Source organism: Methyloversatilis universalis EHg5 (assembly GCF_000378945.1).
In the GTDB taxonomy this organism is placed as follows: domain Bacteria; phylum Pseudomonadota; class Gammaproteobacteria; order Burkholderiales; family Rhodocyclaceae; genus Methyloversatilis; species Methyloversatilis universalis_A.
The window spans coordinates 3786498-3808503 of record NZ_KB900539.1 but is presented as its reverse complement, the minus strand read 5'-3'; the positions used below and the strand labels follow the sequence as shown (position 1 = coordinate 3808503).

Below are 22006 nucleotides of genomic sequence, written 5' to 3'. Positions count from 1 at the left end.
CCGTTGCCGGATGAGCCGTTCCCGGTGATGATGCGGACCCCGTTACAGGAGGCCGTTTCCAGCCCCGGACCGCCCCGCCCACACTGCTCTCCAGCCTCTCCTCCCCATGGATTTCCTCACTCAGAACAACAACTACATCTGGGCCATCACCGCGCTCGGCAGCGGCATCGCCCTGATCGTGATGACGCTGCGCCAGAAAACCTTCGGCCCGCGCGTGTCGCCGGCCCAGGCCACCCAGCTGATCAACCGCGAGGACGCGCAGGTGATCGACGTGCGCGAACAGGCCGAATGGGCCACCGGCCGCGTCGCCGGTTCGCGCCACATCCCGTCCGGCCAGATCGAGTCGCGACTGGGGGATCTGGCAAAGTACAAGGATCGGCCGCTCATCGTCGTCTGCGCCAGCGGCCACCGTTCGGCCAGCGCCTGCGCCGCGCTGCGCAAGGCCGGTTTCGACAAGGTGTTTGCGCTCGACGGTGGCATCGGTGCCTGGGAACAGGCCGGGCTGCCGCTGACCAAGAAGTGACGCCATGGCCCATGTGCTGATGTACACCAGCGGCTACTGCCCGTACTGCGTGCGGGCAGAGCGGCTGCTCGCGGCCAAGGGCGTGACCGACATCGAAAAGGTGCGCGTCGACGAAGACCCGTCGCGTCGCGCTGAAATGATGGAGAAAACCGGCCGGCGTACCGTGCCGCAGATCTACATCGACGACTTCCATGTGGGCGGGTGCGACGAACTGCACGCGCTCGACCGCGAAGGCAAGCTGGATCCGCTGCTGCAGGGCTGACCCTGCGGCGTTCATCACCCACCGAGAATAGAGATATGGCCGACGAAGCAGTGCAACCCCAACAGCCCCAGGGCCCGGTGTTCTCGATCGAGAAGGTCTATGTGAAGGACCTGTCGATCGAAGTGCCGAATGCGCCGGAAATCTTCCTGACGCGCGACAACCCGAACGTGCAGATCCAGCTGCAGACCGAAGGCAAGGCGGTGCAGGACGGCGTGTACGACGTGACGCTCACCGTCACCGTCACTGCCAAGATCGCTGAAAAGACCATGTTCCTGGTCGAAGTGCGTCAGGCCGGCATCTTCCAGATCCGCAACGTGCCGCAGGAAGACCTGCAGCCCATCCTCGGCATCGCTTGCCCGAACATCCTGTTCCCGTACGCCCGCGAAAGCGTGTCGGACGCGGTGAACCGCGCCGGCTTCCCGCCGGTGGTGCTGGCTCCGGTGAACTTCGAGGCGCTGTATCAGCAGCGTGCCCAGGCTGACCAGGCCCAGAACGGCGCGCCCACCGTTCAGTGATGAAGCGTCTTGCGCTGGCGGCGCTTGCCGCCGTCGCCCTCGCGCCCGCCGCCCTGGCGGCGGGGCTCGAATACCGCTCGCTTGCCGACGTGGCCGTGCTGTACGACGCGCCGTCGAAGCAGGCGCGCCAGCAGTATGTGATCGCGCGCCAGACGCCGGTCGAAGTCGTGCGCACTCAGGCCGGCTGGGTCAAGGTGCGCGAACCGGGCGGCATGCTGGCCTGGGTGGAATCGTCCGCCCTGTCGCCGCAGCGCTCGGTCATCGTGACCGCAGAAAAGGCGCGCGTGCTCGCCAAGCCTGAAGACGGCGCACCGCTGGTGTTCGAAGCCGAACGCCGGGTGCTGCTGGAACCGCTGCTCAACGAGCAGGCGCCGGCCGGCTGGACGCGGGTGAAGCACCGCGATGGCCAGAGCGGCTTTGTCCGCATCAGCCAGGTGTGGGGGCTGTGACGCACCCGCAATCCGCATGAAACTTTGCATACTCGGCGCCGGTGCCTGGGGCACCGCGCTGGCGGTCGCCTATGCGGCCGATCATGAGGTCCGACTGCGGACCCGCGACGACGGCCACGCCGCTGAACTGCGCACTACCGGTCGCAATGAGCGCCTGCTGCCGGGCATCGCGCTGCCAGCGTCCATTTCCATCCACGATGATCTGCCGGCCGCGCTCGCCGGCTGTGAGCTCGCACTGATCGCCACGCCGATCGCCGGCCTGCGTGCATCGCTGGCCGCCGTCGCGCAGTCGGCGGTGCCGGCGGTGCTGTGGGCGTGCAAGGGCTTCGAACAGGGCAGCGGCCTGCTGCCGCACGCGGTGGCGCGCGAACTGCTGCCGGCCGGTGTCGCCCGCGGCGCCTTCAGCGGCCCCAGTTTCGCGATCGAGGTGGCGCGTGGCCAGCCGACCGCGATCACCGTCGCCAGCGAGGACCTCGCTTTCGCGCAGTCGGTGGTGAGCACGCTGCACAGCCCGCGGCTGCGGCTGTACGCCAACGACGATCTGGCTGGCGTCGAAGTCGGCGGTGCGGTGAAGAACGTGATGGCGATCGCTACCGGCGTGTGCGACGGCCTGGGTTTCGGCATGAATGCCCGCGCCGCACTGATCACCCGCGGTCTGGCCGAAATCGCCCGCCTCGGCGTTGCCCTCGGCGGTCGCACTCAGACCTTCATGGGTCTGGCCGGCATGGGCGATCTGATCCTGACCTGTACCGGCGACCTGTCGCGCAACCGGCGGGTCGGCCTGCTGCTGGCCGAAGGCCGTACGCTGGACGAGGTGCTGGCCACGCTTGGCCATGTCGCCGAAGGCGTGCCCACCGCACGCGAAGCCGCTGCGCTGGCCACCCGCCTGGGCGTCGACATGCCGATCACGCAGGCGGTGGCGGCGGTGCTCGATGGCCGTCTGGCCGCCCCGCAGGCGGTCGAACGCCTGCTGGCGCGCGACCCCAAGGTCGAAACCGCCGGCTGAGGCCGGCGACCTTTACCCGGGCTGCAAGGCCCCGTCGAATCCGTGCTGTCGCCAAGCCTCGTAGGCCACGATGGCGACCGAATTGCTCAGATTCAGGCTGCGGCTGTCCGGGCGCATCGGAATGCGCAGACGCTGCGCTTCCGGCACGGTGTCCAGCAGCGTCTGCGGCAGTCCGGCGGTTTCCTGTCCGAACAGGAAAATGTCGCCGGCGCGGTACTGCGGCTGCGTGTGCGGCGTACGGCCGCGGGTGCTCAGCGCGTACAGCCGGCCGTCGTCCGGCTGCAGGGCCAGCGCGTCCGCCAGCGCCGCCCAGTTCTCGTGCACCGTCACATTCACCAGATCGCGGTAGTCCATGCCGGCGCGCTTCAGGTGCTTGTCGCTGATGTCGAAGCCGAGCGGCTTCACCAGATGCAGCCTGAAGCCGCCATTGGCGCACAGGCGCATCACGTTACCGGTGTTGGGCGGAATTTCCGGCTGGTACAGGACGATGTGGAACATGGGGCGTGCGGAATCGATCGGAGGCCGGATTGTGCCGCGGATCGGCGGTGCGCACGCATTCAGCGCCCGCGCAGCTTCGGCGTGCGCGCCAGCACCAGCGCGGTCACCGTAAGTGCGCCGCCGGCCTTCAGCACCCGGGCCAGTTCGTGCAGGCTGGCGCCGGTGGTGAGCACGTCGTCCACCACCGCCACATGCAGGCCGCGTACGTCCGCGTCGCGGTGCAGCGCGAACGCGCCGCGCACATTGCGTCGCCGCTGCGACCACGCCAGTTCGCGCTGAGGCGGCGTGTCGTGCAGCCGCTCCAGCGCGAAGGCGTCGAAGGTCACTCCGGTGCGCCGGGCCAGCGCACGCGCGATCTCCACCGACGGATTGAAGCCGCGTTCGGCCAGCCGGCGCGGGTGCAGCGGCATGGCCAGAAGACGGTCGACCGGCGGCAGATCGAGCGCCGCGAGCGCGTCGGCGAAGAAGCGAGCAAGCGGCAGCCGGGCATGGAATTTCAGCGCGTGGATCAGGTGGTCGGCCGGCGCCGCGTAGCACCACAGCGCCAGCGTGGCATCGAAGGCGGGCGGGTGCTTGAGGCAGCGGCCGCACACCTGCGCGGTCGCCACCGGCAGTGCGCACACCGGGCAATGGGCGGCGGGCAGGGCCGGCAGATCGGCGCGGCAGCCGGCACACAGCGGGCTGTCGCCCGCGCGCAGACCGCACAGCACGCAGTCCTGCGGCAGCAGCGCGTCCAGCAGGCGGGCGATGCGCCGGGCCGGCGCGACCCTCATCACGCGCTGCAACATGAAGCCCCTGTTTTCGACGAAAATGGCGGCTTCGCCGTTCCGGCGCATTCGCGTGCGCCTCTTCCGTACCCATGCACACCCAGGTCATTCATCTGCCGCCGTCCTCCCGTTCGCAGCCCGCCCAGCGCTGGACCGTCGAACAGGTCGAGGCGCTGTTCGCGCTGCCGTTCAACGATCTGCTGTTCCGCGCCCAGACGGTACATCGCGAGAACTTCGATGCCAATGCCATCCAGCGCTCGACGCTGCTGTCGATCAAGACCGGCGGCTGTCCGGAAGACTGCGGCTACTGCCCGCAGTCGGTGCGCCACGACACCGGCGTGACCAGCCAGGAACTGCTGCCGGTCGACGAAGTGCTGGCCGCCGCCCGCGCCGCGAAGGACGCCGGGGCCACCCGCTTCTGCATGGGTGCTGCCTGGCGCGGCCCGAAGGACCGCGACCTCGACAAGGTGACCGAAATGATTGCGGCGGTGAAAGGCCTCGGTCTGCAGACCTGCGCCACGCTGGGTCTGCTGCGTGAAGGTCAGGCCGAAAAGCTGAAGGACGCCGGTCTCGACTACTACAACCACAACATCGACACCGCGCCGGAGTACTACGGCGAGGTGATCGGCACCCGCACCCAGGGCGACCGTTTCGACACGCTGGAAGCGGTGCGCGAAGCCGGCATGAATGTGTGCTGCGGCGGCATCGTCGGCATGGGTGAAACCCGTCGCGCGCGTGCCGGCCTGATTTCCACGCTGGCGTCCATGGACACGCCGCCGGAATCGGTGCCGATCAACAATCTGGTGAAGGTCGAAGGCACGCCGCTGGCCGACGCGCCGGATCTCGACCCGTTCGAATTCGTGCGCACCATCGCCGCTGCCCGTATCACGATGCCGAAGAGCTATGTGCGCCTGTCTGCCGGCCGCGAACTGATGAGCGACGAAATGCAGGCGATGTGCTTCCTCGCCGGCGCCAATTCGATCTTCTACGGCGACAAGCTGCTCACCACCGGCAACCCGCAGGCGGAGAACGACCGCCGCCTGTTCGAGCGCCTGGGACTGAAATCGGTCTGAACCCGGCTTGGCCACGCCCACCGTTCCTCCGGACTACGCACTCGATGCCCGTGCCGTCGCGCATGGCTTCGAGATTGCGCCGGCGCGCTTCGACAGCGCTGCAGTCCTGCACCGCGAAGTGGCCCGCCGGATGGCGGAGCGGCTCGATCTGGTCACGCTGAAGCCGGCGCGACTGCTCGATCTGGGCTGTGGCAGCGGGGCCGACCTGCAGCCGCTGCGGGCACGCTACCCGGACGCGCTGATGCTGGGGCTGGACCGTTCGGCCGCACTGCTGGCGCAGGCGGCGAGCCGTACGCCACGCTGGCGGCGCTGGCTGCCCGGCGTGCTTGGCGGCAGCCAGACCGCCGTCGTGCGCGCCGACATCGCCGCGCTGCCGGTCGCACCGCGCAGTCAGGACATGGTGTGGTCCAACATGGCGCTGCACTGGCTGCCCGAGCTGCCGGCCGCGCTGCGCGAAATTCAGCGCACGCTGAAGGTGGGCGGCCTGTTCATGTTTTCCATGCTGGGGCCGGACACGCTGCGCGAACTGCGCGCCGCGCTTGACGAAGCCGGCCTGCCCGGCCGCGCCCACCGCTTCATCGACATGCACGATGTCGGCGACATGCTGGTCGAAGCCGGCTTTGCCGAGCCGGTGATGGACATGGAACACATCACGCTCACCTTCCCGTCGCCCGAGGGGCTGTACCGCGATCTGGCCGATACCGGCAGCCTGGCCGCGCTGGCCGGGCGTCCGCGCGGACTGCTCACGCCGCGCGCCCGTGCGCGGCTGGATGCGGCGCTGATGCGCCGCGCCGAGGACGGCCGCCTGCCGGCCACGATGGAAATCATCTACGGCCACGCCTGGCGCGGCGAGCCGAAACAGACCGAAGACGGCCGCGCCATCATCAAGTTCGAGCGCGGCGGCCGGCGATGAACGAAAAGACCGCGGCCCGCCTCAGTCGCAAGCCGCGCACGCTGAAGCCGCGCAATCCGCTGGCCACCGCGGCGCTGCTGCGCAAGGGCGGCGAGCACGCGCGCACCGACAAGAAGGCCGGTCGCGCCCGCCAGAAGGCGGCCTGGCTGAAGTCGCGCGACGAGTGAGCGCGACCGCCGGCAGCGCCTCGGCGACGGTGCGGCTCACGCTGCTCATGTGCAGCGCCGAGGTGCTGGGCATGACCAGCCTCGCGGCCTTTCCGTCCTTCCTGACCGAACTGTCGGCGCTGTGGTCGCTCAGCGGCGCCGAAGCCGGTTTCATCGGCGGCGCCTTCTTCTTCGGCTACATGGTGGCGGTGCCCTTCCTGTCGGGCGCCACCGACCGCGTCGATGCGCGGGTGGTGTTCGTGCTGTCCAATCTGCTGATGGCGCTCGGCATGACCGGCTTCGCGCTTGCCGCGACCGGACTATGGACCGGCGCCCTGTTCCAGGCGGTCAGCGGGGCCGGGCTGGCCGGCTGTTACATGCCCGGCCTGCGCGTCTTGGCCGACCGGGTGCCGCACGATGCCGGCACCCGCCACATCGCTTTCTACACATCGAGTTTCGGCATCGGCACCAGCGCCGCGCTGCTGGTCGCCGGCGCGCTCGGCCGCGCCTTCGGCTGGCAGCACGCCGTGGCCCTGATGGCACTGGGGCCGGTGCTGGCCGCAGCGCTGGTGTGGTGGCGCATCGGAGAGGTGAAACCGCCGGCGGCGCACGAAGCGCGCTGGCTGCCGCGCTTCGGCCCGGTGCTGGCACATCCGCGGGTGCGCATACTGGTCAGTGGCTACGCGGTGCATTGCTGGGAGCTGTTCGGCCTGCGCTCCTGGCTGGTGGCTTTCATCGCCTTCGGCTGGACGCTGTCTGCCGCCGCCCCCTGGCTGACGCCGACCGAAGCGGCGGCGCTGGTCATGCTGCTGGGCCAGCCGGCCAGCATTCTGGGCAATGAAATGGCCGGCAAGGTCGGCCGCAGCCGCTGGATCGTGCGCGTCATGTTCGCGTCCGGCCTGATGTGCTGGCTGGCCGGTGCGGCGGTCGGCGCGCCCTGGTGGCTGCTGCTCGCGCTGCTGTCGCTGTACAACGTGACGGTCATGGCCGATTCGGCCTCGCTGACCGCGGGTCTCGTACACGCTGCGCCGCCGGCCCAGCGGGGGGCCGCGATGGCGCTGTATTCGCTGGGCGGCTTCGGCGCCGGCTTTGTCGCACCGCTGGTTTTCGGCGCCGCACTCGATCTGTCGGGGGGCACGAACACCCCTCTGGCGTGGACCGTCGCCTTCGGCACGCTGGGTACCGGCTGCCTGATCTGGGCGCTGTTCGCCCGCGGCGAAAGGTAGTCCGTTCGGACCATCAAGCCGGAGAAAACCGGCCCATGTGCGGTCATGTTGGTCGCCTAGTCTCGCGCTCCGCATCTGCCGGCTTTCCGCCGGCGACCTCGTTCCAGGAGCCGAAACATGAATACCCGTCCGCTGCGCAAGCAGGCACTCGCTGCCGCACTGTCCGCATTGTTCGCATCCACCGCCTTCGCCGAAGGCCTCACGCTGCTGCATGTCGGCGACCAGGAATCCTGGCTGCTGTCGGCCCAGGGCAATCTGCGCGACAACGCCTCGCAGGCGATTTCCTACTACGGCGGCATCGACCGTCTGGCTTCGGTCATGTCGGGCGCCGAATCGGCTGCAACTGCCGCCGGTCGCACCGTGTTCAAGCTGAACGCCGGCGACGCCTTCCTGCCCGGCCCGCGCCTGAACGCCAGCTTCGTGAATCTGGGCAGCGCCTACAGCGACGGCGGCCAGGATTTCTACGACGCGATCGCGATGCGCCACATCGGCTTTGACGCCGCAGTGTTCGGCAATCACGAATTCGACCTCGGTCCGACGGTGGCCGCGCGCTTCGCCGCTGTGTCCGGCACCACCTATCTGTCGTCCAACCTGAACTTCGGTGCCACCGCCGAGTTCTCGTCGCTGGCCTCAGCCGGCAAGGTGGCGCCCTACACGCTGCTCACCACCGACGGCGGCAAGAAGGTGGCGGTGGTCGGCGTGACCACGCCGCTGCTGCCCAGCATCAGCTCGACCGGCGCGGTGAACATGACCGCCGGCTGGAGCGCGACCAATACCGAAGCGCAGAACCTGAACGCGCTGGTGTCGCACGTGCAGGGCCAGATCGACGCGGCGCGCGCCCAGGGCGCCAACACGGTCATCGTCATGAGCCATCTGCAGAACGCGGCCAACGAGCGCAACGTGCTCATCCCGCAGCTGCGCAATGTGGACGTGGTGCTGTCCGGCGGCGGTCACGAGCTGATGGCCAATGCCGACAACACGCTGATTCCGGGCGACACCCGCGGCATCACCGGTCTGCCGCAGATGGTGAAGGGCGCCGACGGCCGCGATGTCGCGCTGGTCACCTCGAATTTCGGCAACCGCTATGTCGGCGAACTGAATCTCACCATCGACGACAGCACCGGCGCGGTGACCGCCATCGACGGCTCGCGCATGCTGCGCGTGAGCGGTGCCGCGGCCGACGCCGACCGCGTGAGCGGCGACAGCTTCCTGAAGACCGCGGTGGTCGATCCGGTGCAGTCCTACATCAGCGTGCTCAACGCCACTGTCATCGGCACTTCGCAGGTGTCACTCAATGGCGCGCGCGGCGTGGCCGGTGCTCCGGGCAGCTTCACCGCCGGTGTGCGCAATGCCGAAACCAACATTGGCAATCTGGTGGCCGACGCGATGCGCCACGCCGGCGGCACCGACATCGCCATCCAGAACGGTGGCGGCATCCGCACCTCGATCGCTGCCGGCGACGTGACCGTGGGCAACACCTTCGATGTGCTGCCCTTCACCAATCTGGTGAAGACCGCGCAGAGCGTGAATGCCGAACAGCTCAAGGCCATGATGGAACACTCGGTTTCCAACGCTTCGGAAAGCGGCAATGCCGACGGCCGTTTCTCCCAGGTTGCCGGCATGCGCGTCGTGTATGACACCACGCGCCCGGTTGGCAGCCGCGTCATCAGCATCACGCTGGATGACGGCACCGTGCTGGTGCTCGACGGCAAGGCGCTGGCCGGTGTGCGCACCGTGTCGCTCACCACCATCGACTTCACCGCCAACGGCGGAGATGGTTACGCTTTCGCGGCCTGGGGCGTGCTGTTCGACAACGCCACCAACACCATCACCTACCAGCAGGCGCTGCAGGAATACATCACTGACTCGGTGGCCGAAGGCGGTCTGGGTGGCGTGATTTCCGCCAGCCGCTACGGTGCCGCGAACCCGCTGGACAACGCCGGCCGCCTGGTCGACGCCGCCCTCGCACCGGTGCCGGAAGCCGATACCTGGGCCATGCTGATGGCCGGCCTGGGCCTGATCGGTTTCTTCGCACGCCGCCGCGCAGCCGCCTGATCGCGCATCGCTGATCCGCGCCCCGCGCCCCGCGCCCAGCGCGCGGGGCACTTCGATTACGCTACACCCTGTCGACGGAATATTCCCATGGTCTCGTTCTCCCGTACCGCTACGCTTCGCCCGGTTTCCCGCCGGCTTGTTCTGGCCGCCGCCGTGGCCGGCCTGTTCGCGTCGGTCGCTCATGCCGACAACATCGCCCAGCCGCTGCCTTTCGCGCAGGACTGGTCCAACATCGGTCTCATCACGGCCAATGACAACTGGGACGGTGTGCCCGGCATCACCGGCTACCGCGGTGACGATCTGGTCACCGCTACCGGTGCCGATCCGCGCGCCATCACGGTCGACGGCACTGGCGTAATCGACGTCAATGCCAACCAGACCGCCCCGAACACCTTCACCACCGGTGGCGTGGCCGAGTTCCATCTGGCTGACCCGGTGGTGGCCCTGACCGGCTCAGGCACTGCCGACGCCCCTTTCCTGCTGCTGTCGCTGGACACCACCGGCCGCAGCGGCATCACGGTGCGCTACGACCTGCGCGATCTCGACGGCTCGACCGACAACGCGGTGCAGCCGGTTGCGCTGCAGTTCCGCGTCGGCGGCAGCGGCCCGTTCACCGATGTGCCAGCCGCCTATGTGGCCGATGCCACCGAAGGCCCGTCGCTGGCCGGCAAGGTGACGCCGGTATCGGTCACGCTGCCGGCCGCGGCCGACAACCAGCCGCTGCTGCAGCTGCGCATCATCACCACCAACGCGGTCGGCAATGACGAGTGGGTGGGTGTGGACAACATCGTGGTTGAGGGCGGTACGGCCGGCGGTGTCAATGCACCGGTCATCGCGACCTGCCCGTCGCTGTCGCTGCAGGCCGGCCAGTCCGGCAACGTCACCGTTTCGGGCAGTGATGCCGACAGCGTGGTCAATGCGCTGAGCGTGGTCGGCAACCTGCCGGCCGGCGTCACGCTGGGCAGCCTGAGCCCGGCGGCTGCGGATGGCGATGCCGCCACCGCCTCGCTCGACGTGTCGAGCGCCACCGCCGCCGGTTCGTATGCCATCACGCTGCGCTTCGCCAACAATGAAGCGCAGAGCGGTGACTGCACGGTGAACCTGTCGGTGGCCGCCGCTGCGGCGATCACGCCGATTCCGGCCATCCAGGGCAGCGGCGAAACGAGCCCGCTGGTCGGCCAGACGGTGATCACCGAAGGCGTCGTGACCCGCCTGAACAACAACGGCTACTTCATCCAGAACGACCTGCCGGATGGCGACGACGCGACCTCGGAAGGCCTGTTCGTGTTCACCAGCACCGCGCCCGCGGTGAGCGTGGGCCAGCGCCTGCGCGTGACCGGTACGGTCACGGAATTCAACGTCGGTGCGGCCACCAATGCTGGCACGCTGGCTCACCCTGTCACCCAGCTGACGAATGCGACCGCAAGCCTGCTGGGCAGCGGATACGCCATCGCGCCGACCGTGATCGCTGCGATGCCGGCCGAAGGCCTGGAGCGCTACGAAGGCATGCTGGTGCGCGTCGAAGGCCCGATCACCGTGGGTCAGAACTTCTTCCTCGGCCGTTACGGCCAGCTCACGCTGTCCACCGAAGGCCGGCTGGAAAAGCCGACCAACCGCCACCCGGCCGCGTCCGCCGAAGCCGCCGCACTGACGCTGGACAACGCGCGCCGCAGCTTCCTGCTGGACGACGGCAGCAGCCTGCAGAACCCGAATCCGATTCCCTACATCGGTGCCGACAACACGGTGCGTGCCGGTGACACGCTGGCCGGCGTGACCGGTGTGATCGACTTCGGTCTGGCCACCAACAGCAATACCGGTCTGGCCGACTACCGTCTGCACCCGACCGAAGCGCCGGTGTTCGTGCGCAGCAACCCGCGCAGCGCCACGGCGCCGTCGGTTGGCGGCAACGTGAAGGTGGCCAGCTTCAACGTGCTGAACTACTTCAACGGCGACGGCCTGGGCGGCGGTTTCCCGACCAGCCGCGGTGCCAGCAACGCGGCCGAGTTCTCGCGCCAGAAGGCCAAGATCGTCGCCGCGCTGAGCGCGCTCAACGCAGACGTCGTCGGCCTGATGGAAATCGAGAACGACGGCGACGGCAGCCGCAGCGCCATCCAGGATCTGGTGGCCGGCCTCAATGCAGTGCTCGGCGCCGGCACCTACGCGGTGGTGCCGGACCCGGCCAACGGCACCGGCAGCGATGAAATCAAGGTGGCGATGATCTACAAGCCGGCCCGTCTGTCGCGCGCCGGTGCCTCGCTGAGCGATACCCGCGCGGTGTTCAGCCGCCCGCCGCTGGCGCAGACCTTTGCCGCCGCCAATGGCGAGAAGTTCAGCGTGGTGGTGAACCACTTCAAGTCCAAGGGCAGCTGCCCGACTTCGGGCGCCGATCTCGACCAGGGCGACGGCCAGGGCTGCTGGAACGCGCTGCGGGTGCAGCAGGCGCAGGCGCTGCGCGGCACCATTGCCGGCCTGCAGGCTTCGGCCGGTGACGCCGACGTGATCGTGATCGGTGACCTGAACGCCTACGGCAAGGAAGACCCCATCCTCGACCTGACCGCCAATGGCTATGTTGACCAGATCGATCGCTTCGACGCGTTCGGCTACTCCTACGTGTTCGACGGCGAAGCCGGCTATCTGGACCACGCGCTGGCCACCGTCAGCCTGAGCGCCCAGATCACCGGTGCCGCGCACTGGCGCATCAATGCGGACGAACCGTCGGTCATCGACTACAACACCGAGTTCAAGCCGCAGGACCTGTACGCGCCGAACGCCTTCCGCTCGTCTGACCACGACCCGGTGCTGGTAGGCCTGTCGCTGCAGAAGGCGATCCGGGGTGGTGCCGGTCGCGACACGCTGACCGGATCGGCCGGCGATGACGTGATCACCGGCGGCGAAGGCGCGGACACGCTGACCGGCGGCGCTGGCGCCGACACCTTCGTCTATCTGAGCCTGCGCGACGGCGTCGATACCGTGACCGACTTCGTGCCGGGCACTGACCGCATCGACCTGAGCGCACTGCTGGCCAGCCTCGGCCTCGATCGCAGCGTCGCCTGGGCCGCCGGCCACGTGCGCCTGCTCGACGGCAGCGCCGGCGTCACCGTGCAGATCGACACCGACGGTCTGGCCGGCACGGCCGCACCGCGTGCGCTGGTGACCCTGCGCGGCGTGACCGCCGCCCGCATCGACGCTGCCCGCGACCTTGGCCTCTAAAACGAAAGGAATACAGACATGAACATGCTGCGCAATGCCGTACTCGCCGCCGCTTCGGCGCTCACGCTGGCGGCTGCCCTGCCGGCCCAGGCCGCGATCCAGAACTGGGACTTTTCCGGCCAGTTCGACTCCGGCGCCTTCATCGGTGCCGCCTACAGCGGCAGCGTAGCCTTCGATGACGCCGCGCTGACCGGCGTCGGCCAGGAATGGCTGCTGCTCGACAGCTTCAGCTTCACGCTGCTCGGCCAGCACTACGCGCTGGCCGATGCTGCCGCGCCGGCCGAAGCGGCCTTTGTCGATGGCCGTTTCGTCGGCGTGGGTTACAGCGTCGCCAGCGGCGATCCGCTGTTCTCGCTGGTGGCGGGCTACGAGCAGATCGGCGAAGCCTTCGTCGCCTATGACACGGTGGGCGGTCTGTCCGGCGCCGGTTCGCTGGCCTTCACGCCGGCGGTGCCGGAGCCGGGCAGCTGGGCGCTGATGGCCGGCGGTCTGGCGCTGCTCGCCGGCATGGCCCGCCGCCGGGCCTGATCGCGGTTCAGGCCGCCTGCGCCTGCAGCGTGCGCTGCAGGCGCAGGGCGTGCCACAGCCGCAGTGCGAACAGCGTGCCCAGCACGCTGGCGTACAGGATGGGTTCGGTAAGGTCCTTCTTCACCAGCCACCAGTAGTGCGCCACACCGAGCACCGCGACCGCATACACCGCGCGATGCAGGCCCTGCCAGGTGCGACCGCCGAGCCGGCGGATCATCGCGTTCGTCGAGGTGGCGGCCAGCGGCAGCATGAGCACGAAGGCGGCAAAGCCCAGCGTCACGAAGGGGCGCTTGGCGATGTCTTTCAGCATGCCCGGCCAGTCGAAGAACTGGTCCAGCCACACATAGGTGGTGAGGTGCAGGCAGGCGTAGAAGAAGGCATACAGACCCAGCATGCGGCGCAGCCGCACCAGCCAGTGCCAGCCGGTGAGCTGGCGCAGCGGCGTGACCGCCAGCGTGAGCAGCAGCAGCCGCAGCGTCCAGTCGCCGGTGGCGCGGGTGATGTACTCGATCGGATTGGCCCCGAGCGCGTCGCGCAGGCCGGCCGACACCAGCATCAGCAGCGGCAGCAGGCCGGCCACCCACAGCGCGCGCCAGATCAGCGTGAACTGCCGGCGGTCCGGGTTGAAGCGGGGCAGGCGCATCTTCGGACCCATCGTGATACGCATGGTCAGAAATTCTTCTTCAGGTCCATGCCGGTGTACAGCGACGCGACCTGGTCGCCATAGCCGTTGAACATGAGCGTCTTGCGCTTGGTGAATTCCCCCAGCCGGCGTTCGCGCGCCTGGCTCCAGCGCGGGTGGTCGACATCCGGATTCACGTTGGAATAGAAGCCGTATTCGCGCGACGCCGCGCGGGTCCATGAACTGACCGGCTCCTTGTCGGTGAAGCGTATCTTCACGATGGACTTGGCGCTCTTGAAGCCGTATTTCCACGGCACCACCAGGCGCATCGGAGCGCCGTTCTGGTTAGGCAGCACTTCGCCGTACAGGCCGACCGCGATCAGTGTCAGCGGATGCATGGCTTCGTCCAGCCGCAGCCCCTCCACGTAAGGCCAGTCCAGCACGCCGCTGCGCACGCCGGGCATGGTCTGCGGGTCGGCCAGCGTGGTGAACTCGACGTATTTCGCGCTGCCCAGCGGCTCGACCTGCTTCAGCAGCGCCGACAGCGGAAAGCCCACCCACGGAATGACCATGGACCACGCCTCGACACAGCGCAGCCGGTAGATGCGCTCTTCCAGCGGCGCAAGCTTCAGCACGTCGTCGATGGCCAGCGTTTTCGGCTTGTTCACCAGACCTTCGATGCTCACCGTCCATGGCCGCGTTTTCAGGCGGTGGGCGTTGCGCGACGGATCGCTCTTGTCGGTGCCGAATTCGTAGAAATTGCAGTAGCCGGTGATGTCCGAATAGTCGTTCAGCTTCTCGCCGGTCGAGTACGGGCTCTTCACCAGCGGCCCCAGCGGCTGGCCACCGTAGCCGGCCGCCTGCGCGGTACGCGGCAGGCCGGCTCCGATCAGCGCGGCGCCCAGCCCGAGGCCGGCGGTACGGATGAAGTCGCGGCGGCTGTCGAACAGCGCGCGCGGGGTGATGTCAGACGGCGCGATATCGGCCGGGCGTTTGATCAGCATGGGTAAACTCCTCCTGTCACGGCAGCAGACCGTACGCGTTGCCCAGAACTTACCGATAGACCGCCCATGAGCCGAAAGATTTTTCACGAACTGCACGCCGCGCTGATGTGCGCCGACCCGGACGCCAAATGTGCGCAGGTGGCTGCGCTGTGGCGCGACTGGCAGGCGGGCGTGGTGTTCGACCACAGCGCCGGGCCGCCGCATGACATTCCCGACGCAGGCCGGCCCGAGCGGCCAGCACTGGTCGAACCGTCGGCACTGCGTTCGCGCCGCATGGGCAGCCGCGAAGGGCATGGCGCGATGATCCACGCCATCTGCCACATCGAATTCACCGCCATCAATCTGGCGCTGGACGCCGCGTGGCGCTTCCGCGAACTGCCGGACGACTACCTCGCAGACTGGCTGCGGGTGGCCGCCGACGAGGCGCGCCATTTCGGGCTGCTGCGCACCCATCTGCGGACGCTGGGCTACGACTACGGCGATTTTCCGGCGCATGCCGGACTGTGGGACATGGCCAGCCGCACCGCGCACGACGCGCTGATCCGGATGGCGCTGGTGCCGCGGGTGCTGGAGGCGCGCGGGCTGGACGCCACGCCGCCCATCATGGCCAAGCTGCGCGCCATCGGTGACCAGGCGGCGCTGGGCATTCTGGACATCGTGCTCACCGACGAAATCACCCACGTGGCGATCGGCGACCGCTGGTTCCGGCTGCTGTGCGCGCAGCGCGGGCTGGCGCCGGAACCCACCTTCCTGCGCCTGTTCAACGAATTCGACGCGCCGCGGCTGCAGCCGCCGGTGAACGAAAAAGCCCGCCTGGAGGCGGGCTTTTCGGCAGACGAGATCGCGACGCTGGCGGCGGAGCGCCGTGCGCCGCCCGGTGCCGGCTGAGCCGGCCCGGCGCCGCGCGCGGATTACTTCAGGCCGGCAGCGTAGTCGGCGACCGCCTTGATTTCGGCGTCGGTCATCTTCACCGCGATCATGCGCATCATCTTGGCCGGATCGTTGGCGCGCTCGCCGACGCGGAAGGTCTTCAGCTGGGCTTCGGTGTAGTCGGCGTGCTGACCGGCGATGCGCGGGTACTGCGCCGGCAGGCCGGCACCGGCCGGGCCGTGGCAGCCGGAACAGGCCGGCAGACCCTTGGACTGGTCGCCACCGCGCCAGATCTTCTGGCCCAGTTCGATGCTTTCACGCGAGCCGCGGGCCTGACCGCCGGCCGGCTTCTGGCTGGCATAGTAGGCGGCGACATTGCGCATGTCCTGATCGGACAGACCGGCCACCATGCCGGACATCACGCCGTTGACGCGCTCGGCCGGCTTGCCGTCCTTGCCCTTGAAATTCGTGAGCTGCTTGTACAGGTATTCCGGATGCTGACCGGCCAGCTTCGGGTTGGCCGGAATGGTGCTGTTGCCGTCGGCGCCGTGACAGGCCGCGCACACCTGGGTGGCGATCGCCTTGCCCGCGGCAGCGTCTGCCTTGGGAGCGGCTTTTTCTTCGGAAGCCAGCGCGCTGGCCGAAACGAGGGTCAGAGACAGGGCGAAACCGAGAGCGTTGAGGTGGCGCATGACTATCCTTGAGCGGGTGATGCCGGGCAAAGGTCCGGGAAAATTTCGGTGATACGCTAAACTCCCCATTTTACCGCGTTTTCCCGGGCGCGCATTGCGCGATTCTGATTTGTCCTCTCTGTTCCGTGGCGCTGCCTTCCATATCTCCGTAGCCAAGCCGACCGGTCTGCCGGCGGCGGCCGGACCCGAAATCGCGTTTGCCGGTCGTTCCAACGCCGGCAAGTCGAGCGCGATCAACACGCTGGTCGGCCATACACGACTGGCTTTCGTCAGCAAGACGCCGGGCCGCACCCAGCTCATCAACTACTTCAAGCTGGTCAAGGGCGGCTTTCTGGTCGATCTGCCGGGTTACGGCTTTGCCCAGGTACCGCCCGAGGTGCGTCGCGCCTGGGCTGGCCTGATCGAGCGCTATCTGAAGGAGCGCCAAAGCCTGGTCGGGCTGGTGCTCATCATGGATTCGCGGCATCCGCTGACCGAACTCGACTGGAACATGATCCAGTGGTTCTCGCAGAGCGGAAAGCCGATGCACGTGCTGCTCACCAAGGCGGACAAGCTCACCCGCAGCGCGCAGGCCTCTACGCTGGCCGATGTACGCAACCAGCTGTCCGGCATGGGCGATCAGGTGACGGTGCAGCTGTTTTCCAGCCTGAAGAAGACCGGCGTGGACGAAGTGGAAAAGGTGGTGGCGCCCTGGCTGACCGCCGCCCTGCCGGACGCGACCCCAGAGCCCTGAAAAAAAGAAACCCACGGCTCAAGGGGATGTCGCCGTGGGTACGAAACGCCTCGCTTGTAGGCACCCGCTCAGGGAGGTGAAGCGGGTGACGGCTCGCACCGTCCATGCCTGTGACCGGGCGGTGCGGATCAAGTTCCAGCTCTGTCCTGGACAAACAGAATTTCTTTGTGCGCAATGAATGTCGCGCCTTCGATGCGAGAACAGGTGGCACGAACGGGCTGCACATCAGGCCGCCAGACCGTTCGCCTTGAAGGGGCGTCCTGCAGGAGCCGCGCAGCGACTATCATCGCGCTCTGATCACGGCCCCCAGGCCGCCGTTCTGTCTTTCACACCGCCTTTCACGGATTTCCCGATGTCGAATAACGCGCCGTCCAGCAGTCATTTCCCGTCCACCCGCATGCGTCGCATGCGCCGCGATGACTTTTCCCGTCGCCTGATGCGGGAGAACCGTCTGTCGGCCGACGACCTGATCTACCCGGTGTTCGTGCTCGATGGCCCGACCCGCAGTGAGGCGGTGGCGTCGATGCCGGGCGTCAATCGCGTCAGCATCGATCTGCTGCTGGGCGTGGCGGAACAGGCGGTGGCGCTGGGCGTGCCGGCGCTGGCGCTGTTTCCGGTCATCGACAGTGCGCTCAAGACCGAAGACGCCGCCGAAGCCTGGAACCCGGACGGTCTGGTGCCGCGCACCGTGCGCGCGCTGAAGCAGCGCTTTCCCGAACTGGGCGTGATCACCGATGTCGCGCTCGACCCCTATACCTCGCATGGCCAGGATGGCCTGATCGACGCCTCCGGCTACGTCATGAACGACGAAACGCTGGAAGCGCTGGCGAAACAGGCGCTGTGTCACGCCCAGGCCGGCGCCGACGTGGTCGCACCGTCCGACATGATGGACGGCCGGGTCGGCCGCATCCGCTTCGAACTGGACGCCCACCGCCTCATCCACACCCGCATCCTTGCCTATTCGGCGAAATACGCGTCGGCCTTCTACGGCCCTTTCCGCGACGCGGTGGGTTCGGCTGGCAATCTGGGCAAGGGCAACAAGTACACCTACCAGATGGACCCGGCGAACAGCGACGAGGCGATCCGCGAAGTCGCGCTCGACATCGCCGAAGGCGCCGACATGGTGATGGTGAAGCCGGGCATGCCTTATCTGGACATCGTGCGCCGGGTGAAGGCCGAACTGGGGGTGCCCACCTATGCCTACCAGGTGAGCGGCGAATACGCGATGCTGAAGGCGGCGGTGGCCAACGGCTGGCTGGACGAGCGCGCCACCGCCATGGAGTCGCTGCTCGCTTTCAAGCGCGCCGGTGCCGACGGCATCCTGACCTACTACGCGCTCGATGCAGCGCGCTGGCTGAAGGAAGGCTGAGGTCGCTGACCCTCAAACCCGCGCCAGCGCACGGGCGCGGGGCAGTTGCAGCACCGACGGCAGCCGCAGGTCCACATACGGATGGTGGGCCGGACTGCGGCTGATCCACACGGTGCGCATGCCGAGCTGACGGGCGGTACGCAGGTTCTCTGCGGTGTCCTCGACCATGATGCAGCGCGACGGCCTGAGCCCGAAATCGCGCAGCAGGTGCAGGAAGCCGATCCGCCTCGGCTTGGGCGTGTAGCGTGAATGTTCGATGGCGTGCACGCCGTCGATCAGCGTATCCAGCCCGGTCGCCTGCAGCACCGCTTCGGCGTAGTGCAGCGGGCCATTCGTGAACACGATCTTGCGGCCGGGCAGGCGGCGCAGCATGTGGCGCACCGCGCGGTCGAACACGATGCCCGGGCGCAGTGCTTCGACATCATGGGTGCCGTGCAGGAAGTGCGCCGGGCGGGTGCCGTGGTGGCGTATAAGGCCGAGCAGGGTGGCGCCGTAGCGGTGCCAGTAGTGGGCGCGCAGGTGGTCGGCCGCCGCGTGATCCAGCCCGAGTTCGGTCATCAGCCAGGCGGTCATCGCCCGGTTCAGATGCGGAAACACGTGCGGATTGGCATCGTGCAGCGTGTTGTCCAGATCGAAGATCCAGACCGGCTGCCTGCCTGTGTCCGGATTGCGGACTCGAGTGTGCTCAGTGCGGATTTTTCACCCCCTCCGGGGGACGGGCCGGGCGATGCCCGGCCCCGGGGGCGCGTTTACTTGCTCTTGATCAGCGTGCCGACGCCGTCGTCGGTCAGCACTTCGAGCAGCAGCGCGTTCGGCACGCGGCCGTCGATGATGTGCACGCTCTTCACACCGCTGCGCGCCGCGTCGAGCGCCGAACCGATCTTGGGCAGCATGCCGCCGGACAGTGTGCCGTCGGCGATCATTGCGTCCACGTCGCGCGGCGTGATGCCGGTCAGCAGATTGCCCGCCTTGTCCAGCACGCCCGGCGTGTTGGTCAGCAGGATGAGCTTTTCCGCCTTCAGGATTTCCGCCAGCTTGCCGGCCACCACGTCTGCGTTGATGTTGTAGCTCTCGCCGTCCGGGCCGACGCCGATCGGCGCGATCACCGGGATGAAGTCGCCGCTGTCGAGGAAGTTGATGATGGTCGGATCGATCGACGAAATGTCGCCGACCAGGCCGATGTCCAGCATTTCCTCCGGCTTGTCCTTGTTCGGCATCATCAGCTTGGTGGCGCGGATGAAGGAGCCGTCCTGCCCGGTCAGGCCCACCGCCTTGCCGCCGGCCTGGTTGATCAGATTGACGATTTCCTTGTTCACATGGCCGCCGAGCACCATTTCGACGATGTCCATGGTCTCTTCGTCGGTCACCCGCATGCCCTGGATGAAGGTGCCCTGCTTGCCCACCTTCTTCAGCACTTCGTCGATCTGCGGACCGCCGCCATGCACCACCACCGGATTCATGCCGACCAGCTTGAGCAGCACCACGTCGCGCGCGAAGCCGAGCTTCAGCGCCGGGTCGGTCATCGCGTTGCCGCCGTATTTCACGACGATGGTCTTGTCTTGGAAGCGGCGGATGTAGGGCAGCGCTTCCGACAGCACCGCGGCCTTGGCGTGGGGCGTGATTCCGGAAATCAGGTCGTTCGTGGTCGACATGGCGGGAGGCTCGGGCATGGGTTTGTAAAGGCCCGGAATTCTAGCCGTGCACCGCACAAACAAAAAGCGGACACCTGGAGGTGTCCGCTCTGTGCCACTGTGTCTGCGGTGCTTACTGGATGGTGAGCTTGCGCGAACTGGCGGCCACCTTCTTCGGCAGCGTCAGCTCCAGCACGCCGTCGGCGAAGCGGGCTTGGGCCCTGGCTTCGTCGATGTCCTGGCCGAGCTGGAAGCTGCGCGATACCTTGCCGTAGTGGCGCTCGCTGCGCAGCACGCGTTCGCCTTCTCGGTTTTCGACGGCACGCTTCTTCTCGGCGCTGATCGACACCACCGCGCCTTCGATATTCACGTGGATGTCGTCCTTGGCCACGCCCGGCAGGTCGGCATGCACCGTGTAGGTGTCCTTGTCTTCCTTCACGTCGACCTTGAGCGCCGGTACGTCCGGATTGCCGGCGAGGTCTACCGGTTGCAGCACGAGGCCGCGAAAGTCCTTGAACAAATTTTCAAACGGGTCCCAGCGGGTCACTTGATTCATCGTTTCGTCCTTTCCATGTCGGGTGCGGGTATCCGCGTACACCCAAGCTAGGGTTGGAAAAAAACGATTTCAAGAGTGCCTGTTCAGCCGCTTGCGCTGCGTCAACATCCGGATCGCGTCGCGGTTGGTCCACGAAAAAACCGCGTCCAGCGCCTCGCGCCAGGGCAGCCAGCGCCAGTCGCGGTGCTCGTCCGGCGCCAGCCGCACCGGTGTGTCACGCGGGACGCACAGGCTGAAGGCGTGCTCGGTGTTGTGGGTGACGCCGGGTGGATAACGGTGGCGCCAGATCGGATAGATTTCGAAGCGGCTCGTGTGGTGCCAGCGGTCGAAGGCCTCGGGCGGCGCAACGATGCCGGTCTCTTCCTCCACTTCGCGCCGGGCGGTCTGTTCCGGCGTCTCGCCGGCTTCGATGCTGCCGGTCACCGACTGCCAGTAGCCCGGATGCTTGGCCCGCTCGATCAGCAGGATGTCGCCCTCCGGGCTGTGGATCAGCACCAGGACAGACTGCGGGCGTTTCATGCGCTGGCCATGAAGGCACGGCTGCGGCTGTGCGGCTGGTCGATCAGCACCCAGAACGGCGTGCCGCGGCCGCGCCACTCGTCGGCGGCGTCATTGAGCACCGCAACCAGCGCGTCGAAATCGTCCTTGCAGCGTTCGACCGGCTTGGCGCAGTTGCTCAGGTGCAGCAGATAGCCGTGCGCCTGAGGCAGCCAGGACAGATCGCCCAGGCTGTCGCCGAGCGCGTCGAGGTTGTGGCCGAAAGTGTCGGGAAAACCCAGGGTTTCGGCCAGTGCCTGCAGCAGTGAGGCCTGGTCGCGGGTGTCTTTCAGGTCGATGCCGATCAGCAGCAGGCCGGCCTGTTCGGCCACGCGGGCGGCACGGGCGGCGGCGGCCGGTTGGGCGGAGAACACGCCGCTGCGGGCGGCGTCGGCCAGACGGGCCTGCATGGAATCGGCAGGGGGCAGTGCGGACATGCTCTATTCCTTGATGCGGCGGAAGCTGCGGTAGTGGTCGCCGGTGTACCAGTATTCGCCGGAGCGTCGCACGTCGTTGGCCGGACCGCTGCCGGCGACGATGCGGCGCGCGCCGCGATGGTCCAGGCCCGGCGTGGGCACCGTGTATTCGCGGTAGTAGCCGCGCTTCTGCTCCGGCAGACGACGCTCCCGGTTCTGGAACACGATGCCGTCGCGCCGGTAGGGGAAGGGCCCGCCCTGCCGGATCAGCGTCAGCGTCTGCGCTGCCTCCGGCGGCAGCTCGGACAGCGCGACCTCGGGCGGTGCAAACCCCGTCAGCAGCAGCCACAGCGCCGCGATCAGCGGCGCGCGCATGAGCCAGCGGGGCAGGCGGGCCGTCATCGA

The 22006-nt window shown here is 67.8% G+C and carries 26 protein-coding genes; 15 read left to right on the top strand and 11 right to left on the bottom strand.

Annotated features, from left to right (window positions below; all coding sequences use genetic code 11):
• The first annotated feature begins 106 nt into the window (after window positions 1–106).
• From METUNV2_RS0117335 to METUNV2_RS0117315, 5 genes are read left to right on the top strand one after another with little or no spacing between them, the layout of a single operon-like run.
• The gene (locus tag METUNV2_RS0117335; protein WP_018230738.1) at window positions 107–523 is read left to right on the top strand and encodes a rhodanese-like domain-containing protein; all 417 of its coding nucleotides are present in this window, start codon (window positions 107–109) and stop codon (window positions 521–523) included.
• 4 nt (window positions 524–527) lie between these two features.
• Window positions 528–785 (top strand): glutaredoxin 3, encoded by a 258-nt coding sequence (gene grxC, locus METUNV2_RS0117330; protein ID WP_018230737.1) that lies wholly within the window; start codon window positions 528–530, stop codon window positions 783–785.
• Between the two features lie 35 nt (window positions 786–820).
• Window positions 821–1300 (top strand): protein-export chaperone SecB, encoded by a 480-nt coding sequence (gene secB, locus METUNV2_RS0117325; protein ID WP_008062986.1) that lies wholly within the window; start codon window positions 821–823, stop codon window positions 1298–1300.
• Window positions 1300–1749, top strand: a complete 450-nt coding sequence (locus METUNV2_RS0117320; RefSeq protein WP_018230736.1) for an SH3 domain-containing protein — start codon at window positions 1300–1302, stop codon at window positions 1747–1749. The genes secB and METUNV2_RS0117320 overlap by 1 nt, the downstream gene beginning before the upstream one ends.
• A gap of 16 nt (window positions 1750–1765) precedes the next feature.
• Window positions 1766–2755, top strand: a complete 990-nt coding sequence (locus tag METUNV2_RS0117315) for an NAD(P)H-dependent glycerol-3-phosphate dehydrogenase (RefSeq protein WP_018230735.1) — start codon at window positions 1766–1768, stop codon at window positions 2753–2755.
• 12 nt (window positions 2756–2767) lie between these two features.
• On the opposite strand, the gene trmL is transcribed toward METUNV2_RS0117315, so the two are convergent.
• Both trmL and METUNV2_RS0117305 read right to left on the bottom strand, forming a co-directional pair.
• Window positions 2768–3253: a tRNA (uridine(34)/cytosine(34)/5-carboxymethylaminomethyluridine(34)-2'-O)-methyltransferase TrmL gene (gene trmL, locus METUNV2_RS0117310; protein WP_018230734.1), complete on the bottom strand. Its 486-nt coding sequence runs from the start codon at window positions 3251–3253 to the stop codon at window positions 2768–2770.
• A 59-nt stretch (window positions 3254–3312) separates the two neighbouring features.
• Window positions 3313–4089, bottom strand: a complete 777-nt coding sequence (locus tag METUNV2_RS0117305) for a ComF family protein (protein WP_018230733.1) — start codon at window positions 4087–4089, stop codon at window positions 3313–3315.
• A gap of 23 nt (window positions 4090–4112) precedes the next feature.
• Between METUNV2_RS0117305 and bioB the strand changes: the two genes are divergently transcribed.
• The 7 genes from bioB (at window position 4113) to METUNV2_RS0117270 (ending at window position 13171) form a co-directional block, all read left to right on the top strand.
• The gene (gene bioB / locus METUNV2_RS0117300) at window positions 4113–5093 is read left to right on the top strand and encodes a biotin synthase BioB (protein ID WP_018230732.1); all 981 of its coding nucleotides are present in this window, start codon (window positions 4113–4115) and stop codon (window positions 5091–5093) included.
• Window positions 5094–5100: 7 nt separating this feature from the next.
• Window positions 5101–6006 carry a methyltransferase domain-containing protein gene (locus tag METUNV2_RS0117295; RefSeq protein ID WP_018230731.1) on the top strand — a complete coding sequence of 302 codons (906 nt, stop codon included), beginning with the start codon at window positions 5101–5103 and terminating at the stop codon, window positions 6004–6006.
• Window positions 6003–6173, top strand: coding sequence for a hypothetical protein (locus METUNV2_RS19920; RefSeq protein WP_018230730.1), 171 nt, complete (start codon window positions 6003–6005; stop codon window positions 6171–6173). The genes METUNV2_RS0117295 and METUNV2_RS19920 overlap by 4 nt, the downstream gene beginning before the upstream one ends.
• On the top strand, window positions 6170–7378 hold the full coding sequence (locus tag METUNV2_RS0117285; RefSeq protein WP_018230729.1) for an MFS transporter: 1209 nt from the start codon (window positions 6170–6172) through the stop codon (window positions 7376–7378). The genes METUNV2_RS19920 and METUNV2_RS0117285 overlap by 4 nt, the downstream gene beginning before the upstream one ends.
• 117 nt (window positions 7379–7495) lie before the next feature.
• Complete coding sequence (locus METUNV2_RS0117280; RefSeq protein WP_018230728.1) at window positions 7496–9433, top strand: 5'-nucleotidase C-terminal domain-containing protein; 1938 nt, start codon at window positions 7496–7498, stop codon at window positions 9431–9433.
• An 87-nt stretch (window positions 9434–9520) separates the two neighbouring features.
• Window positions 9521–12643: an ExeM/NucH family extracellular endonuclease gene (locus tag METUNV2_RS0117275; protein ID WP_018230727.1), complete on the top strand. Its 3123-nt coding sequence runs from the start codon at window positions 9521–9523 to the stop codon at window positions 12641–12643.
• Window positions 12644–12661: 18 nt separating this feature from the next.
• Entirely contained in the window at window positions 12662–13171 is a 510-nt protein-coding gene (locus tag METUNV2_RS0117270) for a PEP-CTERM sorting domain-containing protein (protein ID WP_018230726.1), read from the top strand.
• A gap of 7 nt (window positions 13172–13178) precedes the next feature.
• Here the strand turns inward: METUNV2_RS0117270 and METUNV2_RS0117265 are convergent, their stop codons facing one another.
• Together METUNV2_RS0117265 and msrP are read right to left on the bottom strand one after the other, a co-directional pair.
• Window positions 13179–13814 carry a sulfite oxidase heme-binding subunit YedZ gene (locus tag METUNV2_RS0117265; protein WP_026188256.1) on the bottom strand — a complete coding sequence of 212 codons (636 nt, stop codon included), beginning with the start codon at window positions 13812–13814 and terminating at the stop codon, window positions 13179–13181.
• A 26-nt stretch (window positions 13815–13840) separates the two neighbouring features.
• Window positions 13841–14797, bottom strand: coding sequence for a protein-methionine-sulfoxide reductase catalytic subunit MsrP (gene msrP, locus METUNV2_RS0117260; RefSeq protein ID WP_018230724.1), 957 nt, complete (start codon window positions 14795–14797; stop codon window positions 13841–13843).
• 66 nt (window positions 14798–14863) lie between these two features.
• Here msrP and METUNV2_RS0117255 point away from each other — a divergent pair, with 66 nt between their 5' ends.
• Complete coding sequence (locus METUNV2_RS0117255; protein WP_018230723.1) at window positions 14864–15685, top strand: ferritin-like domain-containing protein; 822 nt, start codon at window positions 14864–14866, stop codon at window positions 15683–15685.
• Between the two features lie 23 nt (window positions 15686–15708).
• Here METUNV2_RS0117255 and METUNV2_RS0117250 read toward each other — a convergent pair whose 3' ends face one another.
• On the bottom strand, window positions 15709–16359 hold the full coding sequence (locus tag METUNV2_RS0117250; protein ID WP_018230722.1) for a c-type cytochrome: 651 nt from the start codon (window positions 16357–16359) through the stop codon (window positions 15709–15711).
• Window positions 16360–16468: 109 nt separating this feature from the next.
• Between METUNV2_RS0117250 and yihA the strand changes: the two genes are divergently transcribed.
• Both yihA and hemB read left to right on the top strand, forming a co-directional pair.
• A complete protein-coding gene (gene yihA, locus METUNV2_RS0117245; protein WP_018230721.1) occupies window positions 16469–17092 on the top strand; it encodes a ribosome biogenesis GTP-binding protein YihA/YsxC in 624 nt (207 codons plus the stop codon).
• 352 nt (window positions 17093–17444) lie between these two features.
• Window positions 17445–18461, top strand: coding sequence for a porphobilinogen synthase (gene hemB / locus METUNV2_RS0117240; RefSeq protein ID WP_018230720.1), 1017 nt, complete (start codon window positions 17445–17447; stop codon window positions 18459–18461).
• Between the two features lie 12 nt (window positions 18462–18473).
• Here the strand turns inward: hemB and METUNV2_RS0117235 are convergent, their stop codons facing one another.
• The 6 genes from METUNV2_RS0117235 to METUNV2_RS0117210 all read right to left on the bottom strand — a co-directional run bounded on the left by METUNV2_RS0117235 (window position 18474) and on the right by METUNV2_RS0117210 (window position 22003).
• Window positions 18474–19058 carry an HAD-IA family hydrolase gene (locus tag METUNV2_RS0117235; RefSeq protein ID WP_018230719.1) on the bottom strand — a complete coding sequence of 195 codons (585 nt, stop codon included), beginning with the start codon at window positions 19056–19058 and terminating at the stop codon, window positions 18474–18476.
• 152 nt (window positions 19059–19210) lie between these two features.
• Window positions 19211–20113, bottom strand: coding sequence for an acetylglutamate kinase (argB, locus tag METUNV2_RS0117230; RefSeq protein ID WP_018230718.1), 903 nt, complete (start codon window positions 20111–20113; stop codon window positions 19211–19213).
• Window positions 20114–20225: 112 nt separating this feature from the next.
• On the bottom strand, window positions 20226–20648 hold the full coding sequence (locus METUNV2_RS0117225) for an Hsp20/alpha crystallin family protein (RefSeq protein ID WP_018230717.1): 423 nt from the start codon (window positions 20646–20648) through the stop codon (window positions 20226–20228).
• Window positions 20649–20717: 69 nt separating this feature from the next.
• On the bottom strand, window positions 20718–21167 hold the full coding sequence (gene nudB, locus METUNV2_RS0117220; protein WP_018230716.1) for a dihydroneopterin triphosphate diphosphatase: 450 nt from the start codon (window positions 21165–21167) through the stop codon (window positions 20718–20720).
• A complete protein-coding gene (locus METUNV2_RS0117215; RefSeq protein ID WP_018230715.1) occupies window positions 21164–21622 on the bottom strand; it encodes a barstar family protein in 459 nt (152 codons plus the stop codon). The genes nudB and METUNV2_RS0117215 overlap by 4 nt, the downstream gene beginning before the upstream one ends.
• Window positions 21623–21625: 3 nt before the next feature.
• Window positions 21626–22003 (bottom strand): ribonuclease domain-containing protein, encoded by a 378-nt coding sequence (locus METUNV2_RS0117210; RefSeq protein WP_018230714.1) that lies wholly within the window; start codon window positions 22001–22003, stop codon window positions 21626–21628.
• Window positions 22004–22006 lie beyond the last annotated feature (3 nt).

Bases quoted from the DNA above. Each gene is read 5' to 3' on its own strand.
- METUNV2_RS0117335 (WP_018230738.1), top strand. From the start codon at position 107: ATGGATTTCCTCACTCAGAACAACAACTACATCTGGGCCATCACCGCG.
- grxC (WP_018230737.1), top strand. From the start codon at position 528: ATGGCCCATGTGCTGATGTACACCAGCGGCTACTGCCCGTACTGCGTG.
- secB (WP_008062986.1), top strand. From the start codon at position 821: ATGGCCGACGAAGCAGTGCAACCCCAACAGCCCCAGGGCCCGGTGTTC.
- METUNV2_RS0117320 (WP_018230736.1), top strand. From the start codon at position 1,300: ATGAAGCGTCTTGCGCTGGCGGCGCTTGCCGCCGTCGCCCTCGCGCCC.
- METUNV2_RS0117315 (WP_018230735.1), top strand. From the start codon at position 1,766: ATGAAACTTTGCATACTCGGCGCCGGTGCCTGGGGCACCGCGCTGGCG.
- trmL (WP_018230734.1), bottom strand. From the start codon at position 3,253: ATGTTCCACATCGTCCTGTACCAGCCGGAAATTCCGCCCAACACCGGT.
- METUNV2_RS0117305 (WP_018230733.1), bottom strand. From the start codon at position 4,089: ATGCGCCGGAACGGCGAAGCCGCCATTTTCGTCGAAAACAGGGGCTTC.
- bioB (WP_018230732.1), top strand. From the start codon at position 4,113: ATGCACACCCAGGTCATTCATCTGCCGCCGTCCTCCCGTTCGCAGCCC.
- METUNV2_RS19920 (WP_018230730.1), top strand. From the start codon at position 6,003: ATGAACGAAAAGACCGCGGCCCGCCTCAGTCGCAAGCCGCGCACGCTG.
- METUNV2_RS0117280 (WP_018230728.1), top strand. From the start codon at position 7,496: ATGAATACCCGTCCGCTGCGCAAGCAGGCACTCGCTGCCGCACTGTCC.
- METUNV2_RS0117275 (WP_018230727.1), top strand. From the start codon at position 9,521: ATGGTCTCGTTCTCCCGTACCGCTACGCTTCGCCCGGTTTCCCGCCGG.
- METUNV2_RS0117270 (WP_018230726.1), top strand. From the start codon at position 12,662: ATGAACATGCTGCGCAATGCCGTACTCGCCGCCGCTTCGGCGCTCACG.
- METUNV2_RS0117265 (WP_026188256.1), bottom strand. From the start codon at position 13,814: ATGCGCCTGCCCCGCTTCAACCCGGACCGCCGGCAGTTCACGCTGATC.
- msrP (WP_018230724.1), bottom strand. From the start codon at position 14,797: ATGCTGATCAAACGCCCGGCCGATATCGCGCCGTCTGACATCACCCCG.
- METUNV2_RS0117255 (WP_018230723.1), top strand. From the start codon at position 14,864: ATGAGCCGAAAGATTTTTCACGAACTGCACGCCGCGCTGATGTGCGCC.
- METUNV2_RS0117250 (WP_018230722.1), bottom strand. From the start codon at position 16,359: ATGCGCCACCTCAACGCTCTCGGTTTCGCCCTGTCTCTGACCCTCGTT.
- hemB (WP_018230720.1), top strand. From the start codon at position 17,445: ATGTCGAATAACGCGCCGTCCAGCAGTCATTTCCCGTCCACCCGCATG.
- argB (WP_018230718.1), bottom strand. From the start codon at position 20,113: ATGTCGACCACGAACGACCTGATTTCCGGAATCACGCCCCACGCCAAG.
- METUNV2_RS0117225 (WP_018230717.1), bottom strand. From the start codon at position 20,648: ATGAATCAAGTGACCCGCTGGGACCCGTTTGAAAATTTGTTCAAGGAC.
- nudB (WP_018230716.1), bottom strand. From the start codon at position 21,167: ATGAAACGCCCGCAGTCTGTCCTGGTGCTGATCCACAGCCCGGAGGGC.
- METUNV2_RS0117215 (WP_018230715.1), bottom strand. From the start codon at position 21,622: ATGTCCGCACTGCCCCCTGCCGATTCCATGCAGGCCCGTCTGGCCGAC.
- METUNV2_RS0117210 (WP_018230714.1), bottom strand. From the start codon at position 22,003: ATGACGGCCCGCCTGCCCCGCTGGCTCATGCGCGCGCCGCTGATCGCG.